Origin of the sequence: Paracoccus litorisediminis, from assembly GCF_009711205.1 — a bacterium.
Lineage (GTDB): Bacteria > Pseudomonadota > Alphaproteobacteria > Rhodobacterales > Rhodobacteraceae > Paracoccus > Paracoccus litorisediminis.
The window spans coordinates 1-1,378 of the sequence record NZ_WMIG01000058.1 but is presented as its reverse complement, the minus strand read 5'-3'; the positions used below and the strand labels follow the sequence as shown (position 1 = coordinate 1,378).

Genomic DNA, 1,378 nt, shown 5'->3' with positions numbered 1-1,378 from the left:
CGCGGCATGATAAGGTCGCAACAGAGGCCGGACACATGTCAGCACCCGATGACACGCCAAAAGAAGCTCTGAAAATTCCTCTTGCGCAAGGGGCGGTTACACATGTTGCACAAATCGGCGGAGGGTCGGAGTTCGCCTTTCCGCGGACAGACCTATCCTGCGACCTCTGTGACGGGTGTGCCGAGCGCGGTGAAGCCGTTCAGGACGGCGACGCGAACCTGGAACTCCGCGACCTGACGGTCGAAGTCCCTTGCGGACAGGCGCTGACCCAGCAGCTTGAGGCAGTGCATCTTGGTCTCTGCACGGCTTCGGCGGTGATACCCGCTCCATCGTCGCCAGATGGTTCGACCGACACGCTTCGACGTGCGCAGGATTTCGTTGCGTGCGACAGCCCCGCCGGTGTCGGGTTTCCACGGTTTGGCGTTCTTGCGAGGCGGGATGATTGCGGAGGCACCTCGAGCGGCGATGGCGTCGTGGCACTTGCGGGTGTCGAAAGCGCCATCGGCTGTGACGCTGGCGATCTCCTGCTCGGGTGGGATCTGGTCGAGCAGCTCGGGCAGCATCGGGGCATCACCCACGTCGCTTGTGGTGAACTCAGCGGCCCGGATCTCCAGGGATTTCTCGTCGATCCCGATGTGGATCTTGCGCCAGACCCTGCGTTTGGCGCCACCATGCTTGCGGGCGTTCCACTCCCCTTCGCCTTCGACCTTGATACCAGTGCTGTCAACCAGCAGGTGCAGCGGGCCGTCCGAACCGCGGTAGGGGATGTCGACCTTCAAGGTCTTCTGGCGGCGCGACAGCGTGCTGAAGTCGGGCACCGCCCAGTTCAGCCCGGTCAAGCGCAGCAGGCTCTCGACGAACCCGGTCGTCTGGCGGAGTGCCATGCCGAACAGCACCTTCATCGTCAGACAGGTCTGGATGGCGGCGTCGCTGTAGTCGGGCTGCCGCCCGCGCTTGCCGGTTGGCGCGGCCTCCCAGTTCATGGCGGGATCGAACCAGATCGTCAGCGAGCCGCGGCGCTTGAGCGCCTTGTTATACTCCGGCCAGTTTCTGGTCTTGTAGGAGGTGGGTGTGGGTCTGCTCATGCTCCGCAGCTACCACGCTGGATTCACGATATGAATCCCTCAGCCGATTTGTGCAACATGTGTAACCGCCCCTTGCGCAAGAGGAATTTTCAGAGCTTCTTTTGGCGTGTCATCGGGTGCTGACATGTGTCCGGCCTCTGTTGCGACCTTATCATGCCGCGGGCCCGTTCTCTGATTGCGGCATTGTCAATCGGGAAAGCGGGCCGTCCGTCTAGGGTCATGGTTCTCTCCGAGGTCACGGGGGTTGTGCCTCATCATGGTTTCCGGTGCTGGCCGTCTTCAATGTATGGATC

1 protein-coding gene is annotated in these 1,378 nt (G+C 62.2%); it reads right to left on the bottom strand.

The features are described 5' to 3' along the window. Positions 1-152 precede the first annotated feature (152 nt). Positions 153-1,085 carry an IS5 family transposase gene (locus GL300_RS26025; RefSeq protein WP_155042574.1) on the bottom strand — a complete coding sequence of 311 codons (933 nt, stop codon included), beginning with the start codon at positions 1,083-1,085 and terminating at the stop codon, positions 153-155. Between the last annotated feature and the right edge of the window lie 293 nt (positions 1,086-1,378).